The sequence below is a fragment of the Brevundimonas sp. 'scallop' genome (assembly GCF_011045535.1).
Taxonomy (GTDB): domain Bacteria; phylum Pseudomonadota; class Alphaproteobacteria; order Caulobacterales; family Caulobacteraceae; genus Brevundimonas; species Brevundimonas vesicularis.
In genome coordinates this window covers 958,001-974,230 of the sequence record NZ_CP039382.1, presented here as the reverse complement: position 1 = coordinate 974,230, position 16,230 = coordinate 958,001, and the positions used below count along the sequence as shown (strand labels likewise).

At 68.2% G+C, this 16,230-nt stretch carries 20 protein-coding genes; 12 read left to right on the top strand and 8 right to left on the bottom strand.

Annotated elements, in window-relative coordinates; genetic code table 11:
• The first annotated feature begins 15 nt into the window (after window positions 1-15).
• The 3 genes from fliI to E4341_RS04765 are packed head-to-tail and all read left to right on the top strand — an operon-like array spanning window position 16 to window position 2,889.
• On the top strand, window positions 16-1,359 hold the full coding sequence (gene fliI, locus E4341_RS04775; protein ID WP_165115582.1) for a flagellar protein export ATPase FliI: 1,344 nt from the start codon (window positions 16-18) through the stop codon (window positions 1,357-1,359).
• Window positions 1,360-1,367: 8 nt separating this feature from the next.
• On the top strand, window positions 1,368-1,778 hold the full coding sequence (locus E4341_RS04770) for a hypothetical protein (protein WP_055803572.1): 411 nt from the start codon (window positions 1,368-1,370) through the stop codon (window positions 1,776-1,778).
• Window positions 1,779-1,821: 43 nt separating this feature from the next.
• The gene (locus E4341_RS04765; RefSeq protein WP_165115580.1) at window positions 1,822-2,889 is read left to right on the top strand and encodes an endo-1,4-beta-xylanase; all 1,068 of its coding nucleotides are present in this window, start codon (window positions 1,822-1,824) and stop codon (window positions 2,887-2,889) included.
• A gap of 81 nt (window positions 2,890-2,970) precedes the next feature.
• Here the strand turns inward: E4341_RS04765 and E4341_RS04760 are convergent, their stop codons facing one another.
• Both E4341_RS04760 and E4341_RS04755 read right to left on the bottom strand, forming a co-directional pair.
• Window positions 2,971-3,216, bottom strand: coding sequence for a hypothetical protein (locus E4341_RS04760; RefSeq protein WP_055753007.1), 246 nt, complete (start codon window positions 3,214-3,216; stop codon window positions 2,971-2,973).
• Window positions 3,217-3,307: 91 nt separating this feature from the next.
• Window positions 3,308-3,502, bottom strand: a complete 195-nt coding sequence (locus E4341_RS04755) for a hypothetical protein (RefSeq protein ID WP_017505846.1) — start codon at window positions 3,500-3,502, stop codon at window positions 3,308-3,310.
• A gap of 195 nt (window positions 3,503-3,697) precedes the next feature.
• Here E4341_RS04755 and E4341_RS04750 point away from each other — a divergent pair, with 195 nt between their 5' ends.
• The 3 genes from E4341_RS04750 (at window position 3,698) to E4341_RS04740 (ending at window position 7,183) form a co-directional block, all read left to right on the top strand.
• The gene (locus E4341_RS04750; RefSeq protein WP_112861390.1) at window positions 3,698-4,414 is read left to right on the top strand and encodes a response regulator; all 717 of its coding nucleotides are present in this window, start codon (window positions 3,698-3,700) and stop codon (window positions 4,412-4,414) included.
• A complete protein-coding gene (locus E4341_RS04745) occupies window positions 4,402-5,715 on the top strand; it encodes a HAMP domain-containing sensor histidine kinase (protein ID WP_165115578.1) in 1,314 nt (437 codons plus the stop codon). The genes E4341_RS04750 and E4341_RS04745 overlap by 13 nt, the downstream gene beginning before the upstream one ends.
• Window positions 5,716-5,803: 88 nt before the next feature.
• The gene (locus tag E4341_RS04740) at window positions 5,804-7,183 is read left to right on the top strand and encodes a serine hydrolase (RefSeq protein ID WP_165115576.1); all 1,380 of its coding nucleotides are present in this window, start codon (window positions 5,804-5,806) and stop codon (window positions 7,181-7,183) included.
• A 63-nt stretch (window positions 7,184-7,246) separates the two neighbouring features.
• On the opposite strand, the gene ctrA is transcribed toward E4341_RS04740, so the two are convergent.
• Window positions 7,247-7,948: a response regulator transcription factor CtrA gene (gene ctrA / locus E4341_RS04735; protein WP_017505852.1), complete on the bottom strand. Its 702-nt coding sequence runs from the start codon at window positions 7,946-7,948 to the stop codon at window positions 7,247-7,249.
• 378 nt (window positions 7,949-8,326) lie between these two features.
• On the opposite strand from ctrA, the gene E4341_RS04730 reads away from it, so the two are divergent.
• The 3 genes from E4341_RS04730 (at window position 8,327) to E4341_RS04720 (ending at window position 9,894) form a co-directional block, all read left to right on the top strand.
• Window positions 8,327-8,683, top strand: a complete 357-nt coding sequence (locus E4341_RS04730; RefSeq protein WP_205751360.1) for a chromosomal replication initiator DnaA — start codon at window positions 8,327-8,329, stop codon at window positions 8,681-8,683.
• Window positions 8,680-9,390, top strand: a complete 711-nt coding sequence (locus tag E4341_RS04725) for a DUF6456 domain-containing protein (protein ID WP_165115574.1) — start codon at window positions 8,680-8,682, stop codon at window positions 9,388-9,390. Before E4341_RS04730 ends, E4341_RS04725 begins: the two co-directional genes overlap by 4 nt.
• Before the next feature lie 96 nt (window positions 9,391-9,486).
• A complete protein-coding gene (locus tag E4341_RS04720) occupies window positions 9,487-9,894 on the top strand; it encodes a hypothetical protein (protein WP_165115572.1) in 408 nt (135 codons plus the stop codon).
• A 140-nt stretch (window positions 9,895-10,034) separates the two neighbouring features.
• Here E4341_RS04720 and E4341_RS04715 read toward each other — a convergent pair whose 3' ends face one another.
• Together E4341_RS04715 and E4341_RS04710 are read right to left on the bottom strand one after the other, a co-directional pair.
• A complete protein-coding gene (locus E4341_RS04715) occupies window positions 10,035-10,703 on the bottom strand; it encodes a hypothetical protein (protein WP_165115570.1) in 669 nt (222 codons plus the stop codon).
• Between the two features lie 63 nt (window positions 10,704-10,766).
• Window positions 10,767-11,204, bottom strand: a complete 438-nt coding sequence (locus E4341_RS04710; RefSeq protein ID WP_165115568.1) for a SufE family protein — start codon at window positions 11,202-11,204, stop codon at window positions 10,767-10,769.
• Window positions 11,205-11,368: 164 nt separating this feature from the next.
• Between E4341_RS04710 and E4341_RS04705 the strand changes: the two genes are divergently transcribed.
• On the top strand, window positions 11,369-13,060 hold the full coding sequence (locus tag E4341_RS04705) for a HAMP domain-containing sensor histidine kinase (protein ID WP_165115566.1): 1,692 nt from the start codon (window positions 11,369-11,371) through the stop codon (window positions 13,058-13,060).
• 19 nt (window positions 13,061-13,079) lie between these two features.
• Here E4341_RS04705 and E4341_RS04700 read toward each other — a convergent pair whose 3' ends face one another.
• On the bottom strand, window positions 13,080-13,559 hold the full coding sequence (locus E4341_RS04700; RefSeq protein ID WP_165115564.1) for a hypothetical protein: 480 nt from the start codon (window positions 13,557-13,559) through the stop codon (window positions 13,080-13,082).
• A gap of 120 nt (window positions 13,560-13,679) precedes the next feature.
• Window positions 13,680-14,492, bottom strand: coding sequence for a hypothetical protein (locus E4341_RS04695; RefSeq protein ID WP_137722558.1), 813 nt, complete (start codon window positions 14,490-14,492; stop codon window positions 13,680-13,682).
• A gap of 103 nt (window positions 14,493-14,595) precedes the next feature.
• On the opposite strand from E4341_RS04695, the gene E4341_RS04690 reads away from it, so the two are divergent.
• Entirely contained in the window at window positions 14,596-14,925 is a 330-nt protein-coding gene (locus E4341_RS04690) for a DUF1491 family protein (RefSeq protein ID WP_165115562.1), read from the top strand.
• Window positions 14,926-14,951: 26 nt separating this feature from the next.
• On the opposite strand, the gene E4341_RS04685 is transcribed toward E4341_RS04690, so the two are convergent.
• Window positions 14,952-15,356, bottom strand: a complete 405-nt coding sequence (locus tag E4341_RS04685) for a helix-turn-helix domain-containing protein (protein ID WP_240893616.1) — start codon at window positions 15,354-15,356, stop codon at window positions 14,952-14,954.
• Window positions 15,357-15,465: 109 nt separating this feature from the next.
• Between E4341_RS04685 and E4341_RS04680 the strand changes: the two genes are divergently transcribed.
• On the top strand, window positions 15,466-16,218 hold the full coding sequence (locus E4341_RS04680; protein ID WP_165115558.1) for an SDR family oxidoreductase: 753 nt from the start codon (window positions 15,466-15,468) through the stop codon (window positions 16,216-16,218).
• Window positions 16,219-16,230: the final 12 nt, after the last annotated feature.

Sequence of the window (16,230 nt, the reverse complement as noted above, 5' to 3'; positions counted from 1 at the left end):
CCTGGGGTCTGATTTTTGCGCAATCTCGTCGCCGCCGTCGAAGCGATCGATCCGCTGGTCGTGACCGGCAAGGTCGCGGGCGTGTCGGGCCTGCTGATCGAGTCGCGCGGCGGCCTGTCGCGTCTCGCCGTCGGCGCCCGGGCCGAGATCGGACGGCGCGGCCACGATCCCCTGCCCGCCGAGGTGGTCGGTTTCCGCGATTCCAAGGCCCTGCTGATGCCCTTCGGTCCGGTCGAGGGCGTGGCCCCCGGCGCCGACATCCGCATCATCGATCAGGCCGCCAGCGTGCGCCCGACGACCGCCTGGCTGGGCCGCATCATCGACGCCTTCGGCCAGGCCATCGACGGCAAGGGACCGCTGCCGCAAGGCCCCGCCCCCTATCCCCTGCGCGCCCCGCCCCCGCCCGCCCATTCGCGCGGCCGGGTGGGCGAGCGTCTGGACCTGGGCGTGCGGGCCATGGACGTCTTCACCACCACTTGCCGGGGCCAGCGCCTGGGCATCTTCGCCGGGTCGGGCGTGGGCAAGTCGGTGCTGCTGTCCATGCTGGCCAAGGAGGCGACGTGCGACGCCGTCGTGGTCGGCCTGATCGGCGAACGGGGCCGCGAGGTGCGCGAGTTCGTGGAAGAGACCCTGGGCGAAGAGGGGCTGAAACGCGCCGTCGTCGTGGTCGCCACGTCGGACGAACCGGCCCTGAAGCGCCGTCAGTCAGCCTATATGACCATGGCCATCGCCGAATATCTTCGCGACCAAGACCTGGAAGTGCTGTGCCTGATGGACAGCGTCACCCGTTTTGCCATGGCCCAGCGCGAGATCGGGCTGGCCGCTGGCGAGCCCCCGACCACCAAGGGCTACACCCCCACCGTCTTCACCGAACTGCCCAAGCTGCTGGAGCGCGCCGGTCCCGGCCCGATCCGCCCCGACGGCACGACGGCGGCGCCCATCACCGCCTTGTTCACCGTGCTGGTGGACGGCGGCGACCATGACGAGCCGATCGCCGACGCCGTGCGCGGTATTCTGGACGGCCACATCGTCATGGATCGCAAGATCGCCGAGCGTGGGCGCTTCCCCGCCATCGACGTGTTGAAGTCGGTCAGCCGCACCCTGCCCGGCTGTCAGACCCCGCCCGAGCGCGAGCTGAACAAGCGCGCGCGCCAGTGCCTGAGCGCCTACGCCAATATGGAAGAGCTGATCAAGATCGGCGCCTACCGCACCGGCGCCGACCCGATCGTGGACCGGGCCATCGCCCTGAATCCGGCGCTCGAAGATTTTCTGGGACAAGACAAGGACGATGCGACGCGTCTTTCCGATTCCTTTACCCGGCTGGAAGCAATCCTGAACCAAGGCATGATCAGGGAGTGATGATTTAGATGACCGCTTGGGCCCAATCCCTGATCCGCATCTCCAACTATGAGGTCGAGACGCTGCAGAAGCGCTTGGCCGAGATCGCCGAACGCCGCGCCGGCGCCGAACTCCGCATCGCCGTGCTGGACGCCGAGGCCGAGGGCGAACGCAACCGCGCCCGCATGGATGCTGAGGCCGGCATGATGCTTGGCGCCTATCTGAACGGCTGGAAATCAAGGAAGGCCGCCGCCGAAGGCGACCTGTCGGTGCTGGACGCCGAGGAAGCCGGGGCCCGCGACGCCCTGACCGGCGCGTTCGAAGAGCTGAAGAAGTTCGAACACGTCGCCGAGACCACGCGCCTGAACCAGCTGATCGCCCTCGCCAAGCGCGAAACCGCCGCCTTCGACGAGTTGGGCCTGCGGAAGCGTGCGGTCTGACGACCCGCAGCCTTCTAGGTCTGCCTTCGCTGGAGGGAGACGCATGACGCCCACCCGCCGCGCTATCCTCGCCGCCCCGCTCGCGCTTGCCGCTTGCGATCGCCTCGCCTCGGCGGAGCCGTCGCCGCCCAACGTCCCCCCGCTGAAGTCCATCGCCCCCGCCCCCTTCGGCACGGCGATCAAGGCCAGCCAGATCGACGACCCGGACTGGATCGCGCTGGCCCGCGCCAACGTCTCCCAACTCACGCCCGAGTGGGAGATGAAGATGGAATACATCCTGGCCGACGGCCTGGACCGGCCCAACTTCGACCGCTCGGATCGTATCGCCGCCTTCGCCCGGGCCGAGGGCATGGCGATGCATGGCCACACCCTGATCTGGTACGCCCAAGGCAAGGAGGCCTTCGCCGGTCTGTCGGGCGCCGGCTTCGACCGCGCCTTCGACGGCTATATCGCCGCCGTCGCCGGCCGCTATCGCGGCAAGGTCCGCAGCTGGGACGTGGTCAATGAGCCGATCCTGGACGACGGCTCGGGCATGCGCGACTGTCACTGGTCGGCGCGATACGGCCAGGACGGCTATATCCTGCGCGCCTTCGAAAAGGCCCGGATCGCGGATCCTGACGCCGTCCTGTTTCTGAACGAATACAATCAGGAAAGCGTGCCGGCCAAGGGCGCGCAGTTCCTGAAACTGGTCGAGCGGCTGCTGAAGGCCGGCTGTCCGCTGCAGGGCCTGGGCCTGCAATCCCACCTGTGGATCGACATCCCCGAGGGCGTCATCGCCGCCTATATGCGCGAGATCAGCCAGTTCGGCCTGCCGATCCATGTGTCGGAGCTGGACTGCACCCTGCGCACCGAAAACCGTCTGGATCTCCGCAGCCAGGCCGACCGGATCGCGGCGCAAAGCGCCCGCGTCACCGAACTGACCTCGGCCTTCGCCGCCCTGCCCAAGGCCCAGCAGTTCGCCTTCACCGTCTGGGGCCTGCGCGACACCGACAGCTGGTATCGCCAGGGCGACAAGGACGACGGCCGGGACAAGCCCCTGCCCTTCGACAGCTTCGGCCGTCCCAATCCGATGGCGGCCGCCATCGCGGCGGGCTTCAAGACCCCCGCCTGACGACAGGCCTCTGAATACGGAAACGCCCGGCCGTCTTGCGACAGCCGGGCGTTCCTGTGCGAACCGGAGGGGGCGGCCGGTTTACTTCTTCTTGGCGGTCACGGTCGCCGGCGCCTGGACCGAAGTCTGGGCCTGGGCTTGATGACCACGACGGTGCGCACGCGGGGCGCGGGCCGACGGCGCAGGGGTCGTCGCCGAAGCGGTCGCGGCCGGACGGGCGGTCATGGCGGTCGAGGGCGCCGGGGTCGTGCCGGCGAAGGCGGCGCCGCTGGTCAGGGCGACGAAGGCGACGGCGGAAACGGCGGCGGCGGTGCGGAAGGATTTCATGTCGATGTCTTTCGTTTGAAGGTCGAAGTCTCAGGCGTGTCGGGGGTCCTGCCGGCCGGGGACGCCGGCAGGGCCAGCAAGGCGTCGGGCCTTACTTCTTCTTGGCGGGCGTCACGGCGCGGTGGGTGCGGGCGTGGCTGACCCGATGATGCGCACGGGCGGAGGCGGCGGGGCGGGCGTGAGCGCCCGACGACGGGGCCGAAGGGGTGCCGGCGAAGGCTGCGCCGCTGGTCAGGATCACCAGTGCGGCGGCGCCGAAAGCGGCGGTGGAACGGAAGGACTTCATGGCGGGTCTTTCTGTGGGTTTGGCGTCCGGCCTCGTGTCGGACAGCTGCTGTTTCGGACCCGCGTCCGGCCGGTTCGGGGCTGGTCGGTGTCGCCGCGTATCGTCGGCGAAGAGAATTGTGTCCGACTGTATCCGCCGCGCTTTGGCCATGAGACAGGACGACAGATCCCGCTTCTTCCCGCTCGCCGAACGCCAATGTCCCAGACCTCCGCCGCCCCCGTCCTTCTGGTCGTCGACGACGATCGCGAGATCCGAAACCTGTTGTCCGACCATCTGGAGCAGCACGGATTTCGCACGGTGAAGGCCGCCGACGGCCGGGCCATGAAGGCGGCGCTGGAGGCCGGGCCGGTCGATCTGGTGGTGCTGGACCTGAACCTGCCGGACGAGGACGGCCTGTCGCTGTGTCGCGGCATCCGGGCGGCGTCGAAAACGCCGGTCATCATCCTGACGGCGCGCGGCGATCCCATCGACCGGATCGTGGGGCTGGAGATGGGCGCCGACGACTATATGGCCAAACCCTTCGAGCCCCGCGAGCTGGTGGCCCGCATCCGCACCGTTCTGCGTCGCACCGGCGGCGAGGCGACGACGAACGAAGGGCGACACGCCGACTTCTCCGGCTGGTCGCTGGACATCGCCGCGCGGGCGCTGACGGCGCCGGACGGACGGCTGGCCCCGCTGTCGGGCGCCGATTTCGACCTGCTGCACGCCCTGGTCAGGAACGGCGGCAAGCCCCTGTCGCGCGAGCGGATCCGCGCCCTGTCCACCGTCGCCGACGCCGACGACCGCGCCATCGACCTGAGGGTCAGCCGCCTGCGCCAAAAGCTGGGCGACGACGCCAAGGCCCCGGCTCTGATCCGCACGGTGCGCAGCCTGGGCTATATGCTGGCGGGGCCTGTGACATGGCGCGCCTGACCCCACGCCACGGCCGGGCCGAGGCCGAGACCACGCGGCTGTTCCTGCTGCTGTTGGTCGGAGCCCTGCTGGCGGCGGGCGTGACCTTCGCCGCCTTGGGCCTCAATCATCGTCACCGCCTGTCGCAGGCCCATGACTTCACCACCGCCGAAAGGATCGTGGACCTGGCCGGCTCCAGCGACGATCCCGCCGCCGGCCTGACCGACGGACTGCCGGATGCGGCGGGCCAGAGGCTGGGCGCGCCCGACCCGTCGCTGACCGATGCGGTCGCGGAGGCCTTGAAGCGGCGCGGTGTGGACGGGGTCTCGGTCAAGGCGTTCGAGGCCTCGGCCGGGGCGTGCGGCGCGGCGACCGATCGCCTGCGGTGCCGCATCCTGGTCCTGCGGCCGGTCAATGGCGCGCCTGTCCCGGTGGCGATCAGCCTGCCGCCCGCCCCGCGCCCCTGGACGCTCAGCCGCGAGGCCGCCGCCCTGCTGTTTGCGGGTCTGGCCGCCGTGCTGCTGACCGGCTGGATGGCCTCGCGGCTGGCGGCCGGTCCGCTGAACCGCCTGTCCCAGGGCGCCGTCGCCCTCAGTCACGATCTGGATCGCCCGCCGCTGGTCGAGGAGGGCGCGCGCGAGGTGCGCGAGGCCGCCGCCGCCCTGAACGCCATGCAGACCCGGCTTAAGGCCCTGATCGAGGATCGCACGCGCGTGCTGGCCGCCGTCGCCCACGACCTGCAGACGCCCCTGACCCGGATGCGGCTGCGTGTCGAAAAGATCGAGGACGAGACGCTGCGCGCCCAGTTCATCAGCGACCTGGCCGGCATGCAGCATCTGGTCCGCGAAGGGTTGGACCTGGCCCGGATCGAAACCACGGTCGAGGCCGTGACCCCCGTCGATCTGGACGCGCTACTGTCCGCCATCTGCGAGGACGCGGCCGAGGCGGGCCAGCCGGTCGTCTTCACCCAGGGCTGCAACGCCGTCGTGCCGACCCGGCCCCAGGCCCTGCGCCGCTGCCTGACCAATCTGATCGACAACGCCGTCCGCCACGGCGGCGATGCGGCCGTCAGCGCCATGCGCGCTGACAATGCGGTGCGCCTGATCGTGCGCGATCACGGGCCAGGCGTGGCGCGGGATCAGTTGGAACGCCTGTTCGAGCCCTTCTACCGCCTCGATCCGTCCCGCTCGCGCGACAGCGGCGGTTCGGGCCTGGGGCTGACCATCGCGCGCCGCATGGCCGAACGCGCCGGCGCCCATCTGGCGCTCGCCAACGCCGACGGCGGCGGGCTGGAGGCGACCCTGACCTTTCCGCAGCCCTGACAGAAAAGGTCGCGGCGCCTGCATCCGAACACCGCTCTCGCCGCCTCTCTCTGAAAGCGTTAGCGTGACGCGTTCAGGAGACCGCCCCTTGCCTCATTCGTCCCTCGCCCGCCGTCGTCCGGCCATCCTGCTGCTGGCCGCCAGCGCCCTGGCCCTCACGCTCAGCCCGCTGGCCAGCCGCCCGGCCGCCGCCCAGGACGCGGCGCGCATGGACCAGGTGATCCGCGCCTCCAGCGACGCCGACGCCTTTTCCGGCTCCGTCCTGGTCGCCCGCGACGGTCGTATCCTTCTGGATCAGGGCTACGGCCTGGCCAACCGCGAGTGGAACATCCCCAACGACGGTGATGTGAAGTTCCGCCTCGGCTCGCTGTCGAAACAGTTCACCGCCGTCGCGGTCATGCTGCTGAACCAGCAGGGCAAGCTGGATCTGGATGCGCCGATCAAGACCTGGCTGCCCGACGCCCCGGCCGCCTGGGACGCGATCACCCCGCGCCATCTGCTCAGCCACACGGCGGGCGTGCCCAACTTCACCGCCTTTTCCGACTTTGAGGCCCAGAAGACCCGGCCCGCGACGCTGCCGCAGTTGATCGCCCGGTTTCGCGACCGGCCGCTGGATTTCGCGCCCGGCTCCCGGTTCGCCTATTCCAACTCGGGCTATGTGCTGCTCAGCGCCATCATCGAGGCGGCCAGCGGCCAGACCTACGCCGATTTCGTCACCGCCAATCTGTTCCAGCCGCTGGGCATGAGCGACAGCGGTTACGACCGCCACGACGTGATCCTGCCCCGCCGGGCCTCGGGCTATGCGCCGGGCGCCGACGGCGTCGTCAACGCCGACTATGTGGACATGACCATCCCGACCGGGGCCGGCGCCTTGTATTCGACCACCCACGACCTGCTGAAGTGGGAACAGGGCCTGTTCAGCGGCCGACTACTGAACGCCCAGTCGATGACCGCCCTGACCACGCCGGTCCGCAACGGCTACGCTATGGGGCTGATGGTGTCCGAGGCCGACAGCAAGCGTCTGATCTGGCACAACGGCGCCATCGAGGGCTTCAACACCTATATGGCCTATGATCCGGGCGACCGGACCGCCGTCATCGTCCTGGGCAATCTGAACGGCGAGGCGCCGGACAAGCTGGGCGCGGCCCTGGTCACCCTGGCGCGCGGCGGAACCGTCACCCTGCCCAGCGAACGCCGCGCCGTCGCCCTCTCGCCCGACGTGCTGAAGGCTTATGAGGGGGTCTATAATCTGGCCCCGACCTTCGCCCTGACGATCTCGGTCGTGGACGGCAAGCTGATGGCCCAGGCCACCGGCCAGCCGGCCTTCGCACTGACGGCGGAGGCTGAGGACGCCTTCTACCTGACCGCCGTCGACGCCCAGATCACCTTCACCCGCAACGCCGCCGGCGCCGTCGAAGGCCTGGTCCTGCACCAGGGCGGCCGCGACATGCCGGCCAAGCGTCAGTAGGCTCCCAACGCAAAACGCCCGCCGTCACCGGCGGGCGTTTCGAAATCGCGGATCGAAGGTCGATCAGGCGGCGACGGTGACGACGCCCTCGGCCGGATCGCGCAGGACGTAGCCGCGGCCCCAGACGGTTTCGATATAGTGTTTGCCATCGGCGGCGGTGGCCAGCTTCTTGCGCAGCTTGCAGATGAAGACGTCGATGATCTTCAGCTCGGGCTCGTCCATGCCGCCGTACAGGTGGTTCAGGAACATTTCCTTGGTCAGGGTCGTGCCCTTGCGGAGCGAGAGCAGCTCCAGCATCTGGTATTCCTTGCCCGTCAGGTGGACGCGGTGACCGTTCACCTCGACCGTCTTGGCGTCCAGGTTCACGGCGATCTCGCCGGTGTGGATGATCGCCTGGGCGTGACCCTTGGAGCGGCGGACCACGGCGTGGGTGCGCGCGATCAGTTCGTCCTTGTGGAAGGGCTTGGTCATATAGTCGTCGGCGCCGCCGCCGAAGGTCTTGACCTTGGTTTCGATCTCGTGGCTGCCCGACAGGATCATGACCGGGGTGTTGACCTTGCCGACGCGCAGCTGGCGCAGGACTTCCAGGCCGCTCATGTCCGGCAGGTTCAGGTCAAGAAGAATGAGGTCGTAGTCATAGATCTTGCCCAGATCGATGCCTTCCTCGCCCAGGTCTGTCGTATAGACGTTGAAGCCTTCCGACTTCAGCATCAGTTCGATGCTTTGGGCGGTTGCGTGATCGTCTTCAATCAACAGGACGCGCATACGTGCCCCTCCAGGCAAAAGCTTTGCGGTAACCACCCTGACACACGGCCGGGTAACCTTGTTCGCAAGTTAAGACGTGAAAACCTTAAGAAGGGTTAACGCCATCCATCTGAGGCGAATCTAGGCTGATTTGCGAATCGGCGTCGAGAGGCTGGAGTCAACGATTCGAAATTTATTAACCATGTTGGACCCGCGCTCCGTGTTCGGCCGACATACCGCCCGTCCTCTCACCTCCCTCACGCACGACGTGCTGCCCGCAACCGCAAGGCGGTTAAGCCGCCACGACCGATTTTGGCGCATAGTAGGACGATATTCCTATCGCGACGTCAGGGCCGCCTATGATGCCGGCGTCGAGAGTTCGTGAGAGGGAGACGTTTCGTGCTGGAGGAATACAGGGTGCCGGTCACCGAGGAGGATCAGGTCAAGGCCGGGCTGGCCATTCATCTGATCGCGGCGCGCACCGGCGCCCATCCGTCGCAGATGACCGGCCGGGGCCGGATGAACCCGCGCGCGGCCCGCCCGCGCTGGCTGGCCATGTACTTGTCGCACGTCGCCTATGGCTGGACATTGGAGCGGGTCGGCCACGTGTTCGGCGTCAATCGCGCCAGCGTCGGCGCCGCCTGTCGCTGGGTCGAGGACGAACGCGAACGGCGCAGCATCGACGATCTGATGAACGACCTCGAAGGCTGCATCCATGGCCTGTATCAGTCGCCCCGCCTGGAGTTGCCGCAATGAGCCGGCTTCTGGAACGCGCGCGCGATCTGATGGCCAAGCCCGGCGCCTGGCTGTCGGCCGAGGGCGGCGCCTATGCCTTGCGTCTGTCGCCGGATCGCCGCAGCCGCATCAGCCTGACCCTGACCGAGACCGAGTTTCGCGCCCTGATCGACCAGCCCGGCCTGCGCGTGCGGCCAGGCGGCGGCTGGTCGGGACGCGCCCAGCCGGACCCGACGCCGTCCCCTGCTCCCGGCCGTCCCGGCTTCGTCGCGGGCCAGCGCGACCTGATGCACGCGGACGGCCGCATGGTGCGGGCGCGGGCGAATCTGGGCGAAAGCCCCATCGCCTGGCTGGCGCGGCGCAAGGATGCGTCCGGCCGCCCCTGGCTGACCCCGGCCGAGACCGCCGCCGGCGAACGGCTGCGGCGCGAGGCGGAACAGGCGACGAAGGGCGCGTCGGTCACCATGCGCTGGGACGCCCTGCCGACCTCCGGCTCGGGAACCGCCGCGCGGATGGAGCCGACCGACCGCGCCCTCTCGGCCGCCCGCCGCGTCGAACAGGCGCTGACCGCCGTCGGCCCGCGCCTTCGCCCCATCCTGACCCGCATCTGCATCCACGGCGACAGCCTGCAACTGGCCGAAACCGGCCTGGGCCTACGCCGCCGCCAAGGCAAGACCGTGCTGAAACAGGCGCTGCAGGCCCTGGCGGATCACTATGGGATCGGGTGAAGTTTTGATGCGCTATCGGATGTGACGAAAGCCTGCTGTAAGTGGGAAGCGGACATGCCCAAGTGACTTTGCTGCGCAGGCAGATATTCTGAGCGTATGATGGAGACCAACCTTCAAGAGCCACCTGCAATAATCGAGCTGCGCAGAGATGCAGAAGCGATTGCGCGGCTGAGGCTCTACGGTGATGACTGTGCAATGATGGGCTGGACCGGCGACTACAGGAGCAATTCGCCAGTAGTCGCATTTCTGGCGAAGTCTGAGGCTTCGAATACCAGCACCATCAAAGCCGTGGAAATCTTACTGGAGCAAACAAGCGAAGCAATCTACCATTGGAGTGTGGAATTTCTCAAACAAGACACGATGAAGCTTGCCGAGTTTCTGTCGACCACCTGTCCAGACCTGGCCCAGCGCTTTCCAAATATCCTCGTTGCGGATGGCGATGAGCCAGAAACGCCCCAACAGTTTCACGCGAAGTTGCGCAGCTTCGTAATCAGAGTGTCCTAGCGACAGGTCCGCATCACAGAAGTTGGGCACGCATGTCTGCAATGGGTCGAAAGCCGAAGCAGCCATCGCGCCGGGCAACGGACCTTCGCTTACATTCTGCGCGCTGTAATCGCACCCCCACTAGACCCTGTCTTGTCCGCTCAGATCAGGGCGATGGGGATCAGGATGGCCAGGAGGTAGATCAGCGCCCGGATCAGGGCCAGCACGGCGATGACGGCGGCGCGCCCCTTTGACACGTTCAGCCGCCGGGCGAACCAGCGGGACTGCACGACGACGAACCAGGCCGTGCCGCCGATCATGATCGCGGCGCCGACCGCATTGGGCAGTTCGGGTCGCTGAAAGATGGTCCCGCCCGCCGAGACGAAGGCGGCGCAGACGGCGGCGAGATAGCATTGCGCATAGAAGGGCGCGCGCAGGGTCTCGCGGGCGATACGCTTCTTCTCATGGCGCAGCAGGGTGACGGCGGCGACCAGCGGGATCAGGCTGAAGGCCAGCGAGCGGAACAGGACCAGGTTCTGCTGGGACGCATAGACCATGCGGCTGAGGTCGGTCGCCTCGGGCGGCGGCGGCACATGCAGCGCCATCGACAGCAGATTGGTCAGGACGATGGTGGCCAAGAGGAACAGCGGCGGGCTGAGCGCATCGTCGTAGCGACGCTCCTCGCTGTCGCTCTGCTCGCGGTCCGAATAGTCCATCGCCGCCAGCGGCCCGCGCAGGATGCGCCACAGGGTCAGGGGATAGAAGACCAGCCAGCTGACCGCCTCGAAGAGAAACTCCTCGAAACTGCGCAGGATCTTCAGCAGGTCCATTCGCGCCCCCGGTTACGACCCCGCGATCGTGGGTCGCCGGGCCGGCGCTTGCAACCCTCCCGACTACTGAACCGCCAGCGCCGCCTCGCGGATGCGGCCGACCATGCTGTTCAGGCCGTTGGCGCGCTGGCGCGTCAGGGCCGAGGGCAGGCCCAGCCGGTCGAGGGCCGCGCGGGCGTCGAAGGCGACGATCTCCTGCGGCGTGCGGCCGGAGTACAGTTTCAGCAGCAGGGCGATATTGCCCTTGGACAGGGCGCTGTCGCTGTCGGCGGCGAACCACAGCCGCCCGTCGTCCTGCGTCGTCGCCAGCCAGACCTGGGCGGCACAGCCCGGCACCTTGTTGGCCTCGATGCGGTCGGCCTGGTCCAGCGGGGCCAGCCCCTTGCCCAGTTCGATGACATATTCGATCCGCTGCTCCCAATCGCCCAGCAGGTCGAAATCCTCGGCCAGTTCGGCCAGGGTCTGGTCCAGGGTGTCGGTCGGCGGCGCGCGGTCGGTCATGCGCCGCCAGATAGGCCGCGCGGCCGTTAACGACAACCGGCCGTTTTGTCCCCCGATATTCATGGTGAACGCCGCAATGGGGTTCGCCTCAGGGGGGAGCGGCCTCGCACCGACTCAGCCGCAGCCCTAGTCTGGGCGCAGACGAAACCCATGGCCCGCCCTTCTTGAAACCCGACGCCCACGCCAGATTCGAGGACGACCCGACGCACGACGCGGCGTTGGGCGCTCCGCTGGTCGCCTTATGGCATGCCATCTGGGCGGTCGCTGTGGCGCTGACGGCGCTTGCGGCCCAGATGATGGACGGGCTGAAGGACGCGCCGCTGGCCGCCCTGCTGCTGATGGCCTTCCCCGGCGTGTTCGGCGTCGTGCTGATGGTGCGCGACAGCGTGGGGCTGAGGCTGGCGGTCATGGGCGGCTGGATCCTGGCCGCCACCGCCTCGGCCGGCCTGACCGGCGGCGTGACCGGCGCCCTGCCCGGTCTGATCCTGACGCCGCTGGCGGCGGGGATCGCCCTCGATCATGCCCGCGTCGGCGCCGACCGTCTGACCCGGATGGGCGCCTTTGCGGTGGCCCTGCCGCTGCTGGCAGGGCTGATCTCGACCTGGCTGAACGGGGCGGAGGCGCAAGGCCCCTTGCTGGCCGCCGTTTCGGGCCTGCTGGCCATGGGCGCGATCATCGCCGCCATGCGCCTGACCTGGAGCGCGCGCCAGCGTCGTCTGGCCGAAGCCGAGGACGAGGCCGCCCGGATCGCCGCTCTGCTGGAGGATCAGCCGGCCCTGACGCTGCTGCTCGATCCATCCGGCCGCGCGGTCGCGACCTGGGGCACGCCGCCGCCCGCCCTGTCGGTGCTGGCCCTGACCGAACAGGGCCTGATCTCGGCCGTCCATGCGCCGGATCGCCCGGCCGTGTCCGCGGCCCTGGCCCGCGCCCTGTCGGGCCAGTCGGTCGAAGTCCAGTTCACCCCGCGCATCGCCCTGGACCGCCGGGTCGTCATGATCCTGGGCCCGTTCCAGCACGAGACGGACCGCCCGCGCCTGATCGCCCAGGCGTTCGACGGCACGGCCCAGTTCGCCCGCGAGCTGGGGCTGGAGACCGCCCGCGTCGAGGCCGAGGCCCAGTCCGCCGGCAAGACCCGCTTCCTGGCCAATATGAGCCACGAGCTGCGCACCCCCCTGAACGCCGTCATCGGCTTTGCGGACATCATGCGCCAGAAGCTGTTCGGCCCCCTGCCCGAACGCTACGCCGGCTACGCCGACGCCATCCACCAGGCGGGCGGCCACCTGCTGGACCTGATCAACGACGTTCTGGACCTGTCCAAGATCGAGGCCGAACGCTACCAGCTGGCGATGGAGACGTTCGACGCCCGCGACGCCGTGTCCGCCGCCGTCGCCCTGGTCCGGCTCCAGGCCGACGACAAGGGGGTCGATCTGGCCGCCGTCCTGCCGTCAGAGCCGATCAAGGTCCGCGCCGACGCCCGCGCCCTGAAGCAGATGGCGCTGAACCTGCTGTCCAATGCGGTCAAGTTCACCCCGGCCGGCGGCTCGGTCACCATCACCCTGGACGCCGATGGACCGGACCTGGATCTGGCCGTCTCCGACACCGGCGTCGGCATCGCGCCGCAGGACCTGCAACGCCTGGGCCGCCCCTTCGAACAGGCCGGCGGCGCCGACCAGAAGGCGCAAGGCACCGGCCTGGGCCTATCCCTGGTCCGCAGCCTGACCGAACTGCACGGCGGCCGCATGACCATCGACAGCACCCTGGGCGAAGGCGCGGCGGTGATGATCCGGTTGCCGGTGATGGTGGTGGAGACTAGCGAGGCGGCTGTCGATGCGACGCCGGTCACGGTCGAAGCCTAACCGCTCCATCAATCGCGATTTATTTAATCTCGGCGGCTGTTTGGCATTGTCGGATGAAGGTGTCCGCCAGCTCTCTTGGCGGAGGCGGATATCGCGTCGCTCCATCGCCATCAGCATAGACTTCGCTCACCTCAAACCATGGCCCGCGTAGCAGCTGATTGAGCTCGGCTTGCGAAGGGTGCAGGACATAGTGCGCCGACTTGCTGAAGCCCCCATATTCCCATATCGGCTCGGCCAACAGCGACACGTCTCGGCTTCGAAGACCGAACATCGGCATCAAACGCGGCGGCCCGCCGAGATCGGTGCCGAACTCGTAGACTTTTCCCCAGACCGTCAGGCTCCTGTCTGCCTTGCATGAAAGCAGAACTTTGACGTCAGGGACTGACGGGTACAGGCTGTCTCTCTCGGCGATCACCAACGTCGGCGTGTTCGCCCATATCGCGGGTGCGCGGTCCCAGACATAGAGGCGGTCGAAGTCGTGTTGGGCGAACACCATCACTGGCGGTCGCGACGGCTCTTCTCCTGAACAGGCTGAGATCAGAGCTGCAACAGCGACAACTGACAAGACATTGCGCATAGCCAGATGGATGCACGTCAGGCGAACGCCGACAACCGAAACCTAAACCTGCCCCATCGCCAGGAAGGCGCGGCCCGCCGCGAAATCCCCGGCCTCGAAGGTGGAGCGGGCGATGCTGCCGTCGCGGAACAGGAACTCGACGGTGAAGACCTCGCGCGGGTCCAGGGCCGACAGGGCGTCGGCGGCGGCGGCGGGGAACAGCCAGGCCTGACCGGCCGGGCGACCTTCGGGCAGCAGCATCGGTTCGGCGCTGGTCACGCCGGCGGCCCAGAAGGCGCGGCGTTGCGCGGCGGGCGGCAGGTCGTGCGACAGCCACGGACGCGGCGCCACCGTGTGGTCACGCATCACCACCCGCACCCCGGTCGGTCGCGAGCGCCCCTGCCAGGACACCACGGCGGCCAACTGGTCAGGCCGGTCCATGCCGCCCACCACGCCGAACCGCACGGGCGAGGCGCCGGTCACGGTCGCCTGCATCAGCCGCCAGGTCGGGCGCGCATAGGCCGCGCGGTCCGCGCTCCACTTTCGGCGATCACCGGGAAACTCCATCCGCGTCGTGCGCGACCAGCCGGAAAAGGCGGTCTGGACCCGGCCCTGAACCGTCTTCAGATCGGTGGATCCGCACGGCGTCGTGTTCGCCCGCGCCCGCGCCCGCTGGGCCGTCTCGGCCAGTTGCCGGTCGCTGGATCCCGCGCGCAGGGCCGCGCCCCGCGCCTGCCAGGCGGCAGCCGTCAGGGCGGCGGTCAACTGCGGCTCGAACAGGCCGCAGCGGTCGTTGGCGGCCAGCACGAAGCTGCGCTCATAGAAGCGGTCCTGCGGCGCGGCGAAGGCGGCGACGGGCGTCGCGGCGATCAGCATGGCCGACGCGAAACCTCTGGCTTGCCGGGGGGAAAGGCCTATCCTCATGCCCCGACCCTAGCGCGCCAGGGTTGGGGTTCCGTGTTCGAGCAGGGTTAGCGAATTGCTTCTTTCCAGCGACCTGTGGGTCAGCGCCCTGATCCGCCGCGCCCAGATCGAGGGCGCCTATGCGACCGTGGTCAAGAAGGGCGACGCCCGCGCCGGCTCGGTCATCGTCAAGGCCTACGACACCTCCACCCGCACCGCCCGCCTGTTCACCGAAGCCTTCGGAACCGACGGCGACCGCCTGTGGATCCAGCCCGTCACCTCCGACAGCGAAAGCGACCTGGACGCCTATATCGCCCGCCAGCGCGGGTATGATCCGGACCTGTGGGTGGTCGAGATCGAAGACCGTCAGGGCCGGCATTTCATCACGGAGACGGTGCAGGCTTGATTCCCTGCGCTCTGACTTGAGCGGGATTATTTATCTCGCCCATCAAACGCCGCGCGCGCCGCCTCGATGCGGTCGATGTTTTTTTCGGCCCACATCCAGACGCCGCAAAAGGCTTCGGCCAGGGTGAAGCCCAGGTCGGTCAGGCGGTATTCGACCTTGGGCGGGATGATGGGGTGGACGGTGCGGATCACCAGGCCGTCGCGCTCCATCTGGCGCAGGGTCTGGGTCAGCATCTTCTGGCTGATGCCCCCGACGAGTTCGCCGACGCGGGTGAAACGGGTCTCGCCGTGCTCGGCCAGAACCTCCAGGATCAGCATGGTCCATTTGTCGGCGACGCGGCCAATCACGTCGTTGACCAAGGCCTCCACGCGCGGATCGGCGACCTCGCCGGTCTCGGGATGAGCGATTCTTGCGGGCGGAAGCTCCGTCATAGCCATTTCTTTCTGGACGGTAAGTAGGGCAGTTCCGAGTGCCTACTTTCGATTAGAGAGTGATCGCCATACCTCGCTTTCATCGCTGACGCATCCCGAGGAGACGATCATGAACATCACCGGCAACACCATACTGATCACCGGCGGCGGCACGGGCATCGGCCGCGCCCTCGCCGAGGCGCTGCACGCGCGCGGCAATCAGATCATCATCACCGGCCGTCGCGAAGGCGTGCTGAAAAAGACGGCGTCCGCCAATCCCGGCATGGCCTGGGCGACTCTGGACATGGAGGACGCCGCGGCCGTCGCCGACTTCGGCGCCCAAGTCGTCAAGGACCACCCCGCCCTGAATGTCGTCATTCTGAACGCCGGCATCATGAAGGCAGAGGACTTGAAGGCCCAGCCGTTTGACCTAGCCGCCGTGGAGACGATCATCGCCACCAATCTGTTGGGGCCGATCCGCCTGACAGCCGCTCTGCTGCCGCATCTGACGGCCCAGCCAAAGGCGACGGTGATGACGGTGACGTCGGGCCTGGCCTTCGTCCCGCTGACGGCGACGCCGACATACAATGCGACCAAGGCGGCGTTGCATTCGTGGAGCCAATCCCTGCGGCATCAACTGGCGGACACCGCGGTCGAGGTGCTGGAACTGGCCCCGCCCGGCGTCGCCACCGACATAATGCCAGGCCATGCGGAAAACCCCGCCTCCATGCCGCTGGCCGACTATACGGCCGAGGTCATCGGCCTGATCGAACGCGGCGAGACCCCGCGCGGCGAAATCCTGGTCGAGCGGGTCAAGCCGCTGCGGTTTGCGGAAGCGAATGGCTACGACGCGGTGTTCGAGCAGTTGAACGGCGCGCACTGAGGCCGCGCACCA

What these genes read in the sequence shown, in the direction of transcription:
- E4341_RS04715 (WP_165115570.1), bottom strand. Translation starts at nt 10,703, where the DNA reads ATGGACCTGCTGAAGATCCTGCGCAGTTTCGAGGAGTTTCTCTTCGAG.
- E4341_RS04745 (WP_165115578.1), top strand. Translation starts at nt 4,402, where the DNA reads ATGGCGCGCCTGACCCCACGCCACGGCCGGGCCGAGGCCGAGACCACG.
- E4341_RS04755 (WP_017505846.1), bottom strand. Translation starts at nt 3,502, where the DNA reads ATGAAGTCCTTCCGTTCCACCGCCGCTTTCGGCGCCGCCGCACTGGTG.
- E4341_RS04725 (WP_165115574.1), top strand. Translation starts at nt 8,680, where the DNA reads ATGAGCCGGCTTCTGGAACGCGCGCGCGATCTGATGGCCAAGCCCGGC.
- E4341_RS04710 (WP_165115568.1), bottom strand. Translation starts at nt 11,204, where the DNA reads ATGACCGACCGCGCGCCGCCGACCGACACCCTGGACCAGACCCTGGCC.
- E4341_RS04760 (WP_055753007.1), bottom strand. Translation starts at nt 3,216, where the DNA reads ATGAAATCCTTCCGCACCGCCGCCGCCGTTTCCGCCGTCGCCTTCGTC.
- E4341_RS04680 (WP_165115558.1), top strand. Translation starts at nt 15,466, where the DNA reads ATGAACATCACCGGCAACACCATACTGATCACCGGCGGCGGCACGGGC.
- E4341_RS04685 (WP_240893616.1), bottom strand. Translation starts at nt 15,356, where the DNA reads ATGACGGAGCTTCCGCCCGCAAGAATCGCTCATCCCGAGACCGGCGAG.
- E4341_RS04720 (WP_165115572.1), top strand. Translation starts at nt 9,487, where the DNA reads ATGATGGAGACCAACCTTCAAGAGCCACCTGCAATAATCGAGCTGCGC.
- E4341_RS04765 (WP_165115580.1), top strand. Translation starts at nt 1,822, where the DNA reads ATGACGCCCACCCGCCGCGCTATCCTCGCCGCCCCGCTCGCGCTTGCC.
- E4341_RS04750 (WP_112861390.1), top strand. Translation starts at nt 3,698, where the DNA reads ATGTCCCAGACCTCCGCCGCCCCCGTCCTTCTGGTCGTCGACGACGAT.
- E4341_RS04770 (WP_055803572.1), top strand. Translation starts at nt 1,368, where the DNA reads ATGACCGCTTGGGCCCAATCCCTGATCCGCATCTCCAACTATGAGGTC.
- ctrA (WP_017505852.1), bottom strand. Translation starts at nt 7,948, where the DNA reads ATGCGCGTCCTGTTGATTGAAGACGATCACGCAACCGCCCAAAGCATC.
- E4341_RS04695 (WP_137722558.1), bottom strand. Translation starts at nt 14,492, where the DNA reads ATGCTGATCGCCGCGACGCCCGTCGCCGCCTTCGCCGCGCCGCAGGAC.